The following is a 6,609-nucleotide window of genomic DNA, read 5'->3' on the forward strand; positions in this document are numbered from 1 at the left end:
AAAACAAAGGACTGGAGCGGTCGATCGGATGCAATCTGATCGAAAACCGCTCTGGTCCCGAAAACCGATTGGCCCAGGAGAGCCGAGATGAACGAAGAAATCACCCTGAAGCTGACCTCGGACGAGGTTTCCATGATCGTCGATGCGCTTGAGGTCGACCTTGAAGGCTACATCGAATCGGCCAAGGAAGCGCAGTCCACCGGCAACCGCGCCGAGACCAAGACCTTCAACGATGCCGCCACGCGCATCCAGACGCTGATGGCCAAGCTGCAGGAACTCGTTCCCGAGGAATGAGCGCTATCGGGGCGAGGGTGCGCCGCCGTGCGACGGGCCCTCTTCCGGCGTGTCGTCTTGGGATGGCGCCGGGCCCAGCCAGGCCAGCGTGCCCAGGACCGGCTTTCGCGCCATCGCGCGGGCAAAGGCGATCAGGTCCTCGCGCGTGTTGATCGCGCAGTAGCGCGTTTTCCAGATATCGATGGGGACGCCCTGACGCTGGAACCGCGCCGGGCAGTGGCGCTGGAGCACTTCGAAACGCTTGATTAAGCCGGACCCGATGGCCGGGTCACGCAGGAGCAGGGTATGCGCGCTGCCGGTACGCGCGCCCGATTGCAGATCCCACAGTTCCCATTTGCGCCCTTTGTGCGAAAGCGTGCCGATCCGCACGATCCAGCTGTAATCGACGGCGAGCGCGGCGCGCTCATCGGAACTCAGGTCCGCAAAGGGCTGGTCGGACCGCTGCTCGACAAACGCGCAATGAAACACGCCGTAATTGGCAAGCCGCCACCATTCCGCGGCGAATTCAGTGCCGTCGCCAAAGACTGCGGAATTGGGCGCAAAACGCCAGTCGCCGATGGCGATACGGCTGGAGCGGCCCCAGCTGTCTTTTCCGGTGAAGTTCTGCGGGTAGAAGTCGGGATCGCCGGTGCCCCACAAGGGCACGTCGGAGTGGACGAGATCGGTGCCCGGATCAATCGGGGCTGGCGCCCGCGCGCTGACCGGACTTGCCGCCAGAAGGCCCAGGGCAAGCCCGGTGAGGGCGCGCCGCGCGATCAATCGGCCTGCTTGGCGCGTTCGTGGTGGCGGATCACTTCCTGGATGATGAAGCGCAGGAACTTCTCGCCGAAATCGGGGTCGAGATTGGCGTCCTCGGCCAGCTTGCGCAGGCGGGCGATCTGGATGTCCTCGCGCCCCGGATCGGAGGCGGGCAGGTCATGCTCGGCCTTGTAGGCGCCCACCGCCTGGGTGATGCGGAACCGTTCGGCCAGCATGTGGATGAGCGCGGCATCGATATTGTCGATGCTCGAACGGAAGCCGGCAAGAACCGGATCGGAAGCGGGGGTGTCCTGGGTCATCGTTTGCGCGCGCTAGCACGGGACTTGCGTATCTGCCAACCGCGTGATTGCTGCGAATGGAGCCTTTTGCTCTTGCGTCGCGGGCCACAAGCTTCCATTGCCCCCATCGATGAGTGCACAAGTCATATCCCTGCGTGAACACGGGGCCGAGCCCTCCCTTGCACCTATGCTGGCGCTGACCGCGCCGGGCATGAACAGCGTCAACGCCGTCATCCTCGACCGGATGCAGAGCGAAGTCCCGCTGATCCCGGCTCTGGCCGGCCACCTGATCGCGGGCGGGGGCAAGCGCATGCGCCCGATGCTGATGGTCGCTGCGGCCGAGCTGTGCGGCTATCAGGGCACGCGCCATCACAAGCTGGCTGCGGCGGTGGAATTCCTGCACACCGCAACCCTGCTTCACGACGACGTGGTCGACGGTTCGGACATGCGCCGCGGCAAGGCGGCAGCGAACATCGTCTACGGCAACCCGGCGACCGTGCTGGTGGGCGATTTCCTGTTTACCCGCGCCTTCGAACTGATGGTCGAGGATGGCAGCCTCAAGGTGCTCAAGGTCTTTTCCAAGGCCAGCTCGATCATCGCCGAGGGCGAGGTCGACCAGCTCACCGCGCAGCGCCGGATCGAGACGAGCGAGGAGCACTACCTCCAGATCATCGGATCGAAGACCGCCGCGCTGTTCGCCGCGGCGACGCGCATTTCGGCGATCGTTGCCGAAAAGTCGGAAGCCGAGGAGCTGGCGCTCGACGCCTATGGGCGCAACCTGGGCATCGCGTTCCAGCTGGTGGACGATGCGATCGACTACGATTCGGAAAGTTCGGAATCGGGCAAGGACAAGGGTGACGATTTCCGCGAGGGCAAGATGACCCTGCCGGTGATCCTCGCCTATGCGCGCGGCAGTGCCGAGGAGCGCAAGTTCTGGGAAGAAGCCATCGCGGGCTTCCGCTGCGAGGATGAGGATCTGGCGCACGCGATCGACCTCATCAACAAGCACAAGTGCGTCGAGGCCACGCGCGAGCGTGCGCGGCTCTACGCCCAGCGGGCGATCGATGCGCTTTCGATCTTTCCGGCGGGCGCGGCGCGCGATGCGATGGGCGAAGCGGTGCAGTTCGCGGTCGCACGCCGCTACTAAGTCTTCGCTCTGGCGTAAATTTCCGCTTTGTTGCGGGGAGATGCGCAAAAAATGGGTTCTCGCGACAATTGGTGACGGTCGCTGCAATTGCGGCGACGGGTCGAGCAGGTTAAGGCACGCCCGATGAGTGATCGCCCTTACCGCGTTGCATACGGCTATCAATCGGGCGGGTACCATTCGGGCTCCCCGAGGCAACGCGCCGTTTCCGCGACGCTCTCGGCGATCATCATCCTGCTCGTCCTGCTCGCGGCGATCTACCAGACCCAGGTCGCCCCGCGTCTGGAGAAGAAGGAACAGACGGTCACCACCTTCGACGTCCAGGGCGACAAGCACGACAAGGGCGACAAGAAGGCCGAGGCCGCCAAGCCGGCGCAAGAAAAGAAGGCGCAGCAGAAAAAGCCACAAAAGTTCGTCCAGCCGGTCGAGACCCCGCCCAAGGACACGCCCAAGGCGCCTTCGGACAAGCCTGCCTTCACCTTCCTCAAGATGTCGAGCTCGGACATGGCCGCGGCCGACATCGGCAAGATGTCGAGTTCGGCGCCGTCGGGCGAGGAAGCCGGTGGCGGCAAGGTCTATGGTCCGGGTGAGGGGCCGGGTGGCGCGGTGCTCTACAAGGCCGACTGGTACCGCCGTCCGACCGATGCCGAACTTGCGACCTATCTGCCGCCCCAGCACCCCGATACGGGCTATGGCCTGATCGCCTGCCAGACGATCCCCGACTACCGGGTCGAGAATTGCCAGATCCTGGGTGAATCCCCGCGCGGCTCGGGCTTTGGTCTCGCGGTGCTCAACGCGGCCTGGCAGTTCCGCGTCAAGCCGCCGTCGAAGAACGGCAAACCGATGATCGGGGAATGGGTGAGCATCCGCATCGACTACGGGATGCGCCGTCTTTCGGCGAACTAGGGCTTCGTGGGGATTGGGCCCTTGGGGGGCAGTCGAAAGGCGGCCTTTTGCGCCTTCGATAAAGCACGCGGCGCGCCGGTTATCGAAATCCTCCCTTCTCGTTGAATTCCAAGAGACCCTGAAGACCTAAAAGGCGCGGGTTGTCCGGTTCGAAGGTCCGGGCCGCTTGCCCGCCTGCGCTCAGTGCAGGGGGGCTGCCTTGGAGAGCGGGCTGAGGTTCGGCACGACGCTGCGCAGCAGATCGTCAAGTGGCATCGGCTTGGCGATGAGGTAGCCTTGCGCCAGCGGAAAGCCCGCGAGCCGTGCGCTGATGAGCTGGTTTTCGGTCTCGATCCCCTCGATCACGCATTCCAGGCTGAGCGAGCGCGCCAGGTTGCGGATCGCGGTGATCAGCCGACGCCCGGCCGCCTCGTCGAGCTGCGAGGCGAAGCTGCGGTCGATCTTGACCATGTCGAGCGGAAGCTGGTGCAGCGAGGAGAGGCTTGAATAGCCCGTCCCGAAATCGTCCAGCGCGATCCGTGCGCCGGTCTGGCGCAGCCGTTCGAGCGCGCCGCGCGCGATCTCGAGTTCCTCGATCAGCGAGGTTTCGGTGATCTCGAAGAGCAGGCGTGCGGACGGGAAGGGGGCACTGGCGATGCGTTCGAGCAGCGCCGCGATCGTGCTCGCATCGCACAGGTCGTGCCCGGAAAGGTTGAAGGACAGGCGCAGGTTCGCCGGCAGGCGTTCGAGCGCGTCGAGCGCCTTGTCGAACAGCGTGAGCGTCACCTCGCGCGCGCGGCCGAGCCTTTCGGCGGTGGCGATGAGCTGTTCAGGCGAAACCTGCCCGATCAGCGGCGAATGCCAGCGGGCGAGGCATTCGACTCCCAATGGTTCGAGCTCGGCCGTCTCGACGATCGGCTGGAAGGCGAGCGAGAGCTCGCGGCGCAAGTCGGCGGCCTGGAGCGCGGTGTCGAGAGTCTGCTCGGAGCGGATCAGCGCCTCGAGCTCTTCGGTGAAGCGCACGCACTGGCCGCGCTTGTGGTTCTTGGCGTGGTAGAGCGCGAAATCGGCCCGGTCGAACAATCGGTTGGCGGTCACCGCCGCTTCGGGGAACGAGGCGAGACCGGCCGAACAGCCGACCGAAACGACCACGTCGCCCAGTTGGCCCGGCTTGCAGATCTGCTCGCACAGGCGCAGCGTGACCGCTTCGGCCTGATCGAGGTCGCCCATCACGATCAGCCCGAATTCGTCGCCGCCAAGCCGTGCGAGGATCGCGTTGTCGGGCGCGGCGGCGGCCATGCGCTCGCCCAGGATGGTCAGCAGGCGATCGCCGTTGGCGTGGCCGTAGGTGTCGTTGACGGGTTTGAAGCGATCGAGATCGATCAGCCCGATGCAGAACGGGTCTTGCGTGCCCGAATGTTCGAGCAGGCTTTCGAGCATGGCGAAGAAATAGCGCCGGTTGGGAAGGCCGGTAAGCGCGTCGGTCTGCGCGAGGTGGGCGTTTTCCTCCCCCAATGCCTGCGCCTGGCGGCGTTCGGAGTTGAGCGCGCGCTGCGAAATTTCCAGCTCGACGAAGGCGTTGAACGAATCGCGCAGCAGCTTGAGGATGACCGCGGCGACCAGTGCGAGATTGATCGCGATCGCGATCAGCACTTCGGTGCCCTTGACCGCGCTGTAGATCAGGAAGGCGGCGATGACCGTCAGGCAGACCGCTTCGGCGGCCTTGGGCAGGAAGCCGAGGCAGAACACGCAGCCCAGCAGCGTGACCGCCACGAAGATGGCGACATGGCCGTGCTGTTCCGCTCCGCCATACTGGTCGAGCGCGAAGGCCCAGCACACGAAAGCGATGCAGAACACGATGGCCAGCACGCTGGTCTTGCGCAAGTTGCGCGCGATGCGGGTCGGGTCGAGGGTTTCGACCTTGACGGGGCGCATCCACATCAGCATGCGGATAAGGCAGGCCGAAATCAGCACGGCGGGCACCGACAAGGTCAGCATGCCCGGTGCTATGCCGCGGTGGGTATAGGCCAGAATCGCGGCGTTGATTGAAAGCAGCCCGTAGAGCGGCGGGACCTGCTCGCGCAGGCGCAGAAACTGGGCCACGACGAGCGGATGCTGGCCGGGCTTGCCGGAAATCAGGGCAGGGTGCGTTTGGCGTGGCAAATTCGTAGTCTCCGCCAGCTGTGCTAAACGCCAATGATTGACGAAGTGTAGATGGTGACAAATCAATCTGGCGGTCGATGAGTAAAATGGCGCATGGAGCATCGGGCGTGGCGGCGCGTGAATTCGTTTTTCTAGGTATTTTCTACTTGGCCGGAAATTCGGTCGCGGCCGCTGCGAATTGGACCGTGTGCGCGGTTTTGACCGGAGCGTGGGCATGAGCGATCTGCCGATCAGCCAGGTTCTGGACAGGCTCCTTGGCCACCTCACACAGGGGACGGGCTGTGTGCTCATCGCGCCGCCAGGCGCGGGAAAGACGACCGCGGTCGCGCCTGCGCTGCTCGGTGAGGCCTGGTGCACCGGAACCGTGATCCTGCTGTCGCCGCGCCGCGTTGCTGCGCGCGCGGCGGCCGAACGCATGGCGCAGGCGCTGGGCGAGGAACCGGGCGAGACCGTGGGCTACCTCACCCGTCTCGACACCCGCCGTTCGGCGCGCACGCGCATCCTGGTCATGACCGAGGCGATCTTCGTTTCCACGCTGCTGTCCGATCCCGAATTGCAAGGCGTCTCGGCGGTCTTGTTCGACGAGGCGCACGAACGCCATCTCGACAGCGATCTGGGCCTTGCGCTCGCGCTCGAATGCCGCGCGGTCCTGCGCGAGGACCTGCGCGTGGTGGTCATGTCCGCGACGATCGATGGGGCGCGCTTTGCCGATCTGCTCGGCCCCGAAACGCCCGTGGTCGAAAGCGAAGGGCGGGCCTGGCCGCTCGCGCTGCGCTGGCTTGGCCGTTCGCCCGACCAGCGCATCGAGGACGCGGTGGCCGCCGCCGTCACGCTCGCCTGGCGGGAGGAGACGGGAGATATTCTGGCCTTCCTGCCCGGCGTGCGCGAGATCGAACGCGTGGCCGAGCGGCTGGAGGCGCGTTTGCCCAGCGCGCGGCTTCACCGTCTGCACGGCCAGTGCGAGCCCGCCGCGCAGCGCGCCGCGATCCGGCGCGAGAGCGATGGCGCGCGCCGGATCGTGCTGGCCACCGCGATCGCCGAAACCTCGCTGACGCTTGATGGCGTCTCGGTGGTGGTCGATGCCGG

The 6,609-nt window shown here is 65.4% G+C and carries 7 protein-coding genes; 4 read left to right on the plus strand and 3 right to left on the minus strand.

Features of this window, described 5'->3' with window-relative positions; translation table 11 throughout:
• Positions 1 to 87 precede the first annotated feature (87 nt).
• On the plus strand, positions 88 to 294 hold the full coding sequence (locus MTR62_RS07325; protein ID WP_244018492.1) for a hypothetical protein: 207 nt from the start codon (positions 88 to 90) through the stop codon (positions 292 to 294).
• Positions 295 to 297: 3 nt separating this feature from the next.
• Here MTR62_RS07325 and MTR62_RS07330 read toward each other — a convergent pair whose 3' ends face one another.
• Complete coding sequence (locus tag MTR62_RS07330) at positions 298 to 1,053, minus strand: hypothetical protein (RefSeq protein WP_244018494.1); 756 nt, start codon at positions 1,051 to 1,053, stop codon at positions 298 to 300.
• Entirely contained in the window at positions 1,050 to 1,352 is a 303-nt protein-coding gene (locus MTR62_RS07335; protein WP_244018496.1) for a chorismate mutase, read from the minus strand. The genes MTR62_RS07330 and MTR62_RS07335 overlap by 4 nt, the downstream gene beginning before the upstream one ends.
• A gap of 109 nt (positions 1,353 to 1,461) precedes the next feature.
• Here MTR62_RS07335 and MTR62_RS07340 point away from each other — a divergent pair, with 109 nt between their 5' ends.
• Together MTR62_RS07340 and MTR62_RS07345 are read left to right on the plus strand one after the other, a co-directional pair.
• Positions 1,462 to 2,478: a polyprenyl synthetase family protein gene (locus MTR62_RS07340; RefSeq protein WP_244018498.1), complete on the plus strand. Its 1,017-nt coding sequence runs from the start codon at positions 1,462 to 1,464 to the stop codon at positions 2,476 to 2,478.
• 123 nt (positions 2,479 to 2,601) lie between these two features.
• Positions 2,602 to 3,381: an energy transducer TonB gene (locus MTR62_RS07345; protein ID WP_244018499.1), complete on the plus strand. Its 780-nt coding sequence runs from the start codon at positions 2,602 to 2,604 to the stop codon at positions 3,379 to 3,381.
• A 180-nt stretch (positions 3,382 to 3,561) separates the two neighbouring features.
• Here the strand turns inward: MTR62_RS07345 and MTR62_RS07350 are convergent, their stop codons facing one another.
• The gene (locus tag MTR62_RS07350; protein WP_244018501.1) at positions 3,562 to 5,463 is read right to left on the minus strand and encodes a putative bifunctional diguanylate cyclase/phosphodiesterase; all 1,902 of its coding nucleotides are present in this window, start codon (positions 5,461 to 5,463) and stop codon (positions 3,562 to 3,564) included.
• A gap of 274 nt (positions 5,464 to 5,737) precedes the next feature.
• On the opposite strand from MTR62_RS07350, the gene MTR62_RS07355 reads away from it, so the two are divergent.
• A partial coding sequence (locus MTR62_RS07355) for a DEAD/DEAH box helicase (protein ID WP_244018503.1) occupies positions 5,738 to 6,609 on the plus strand: 872 nt, incomplete at its 3' end.

It is taken from the genome of Novosphingobium organovorum, from assembly GCF_022832435.1.
Lineage (GTDB): Bacteria > Pseudomonadota > Alphaproteobacteria > Sphingomonadales > Sphingomonadaceae > Novosphingobium > Novosphingobium organovorum.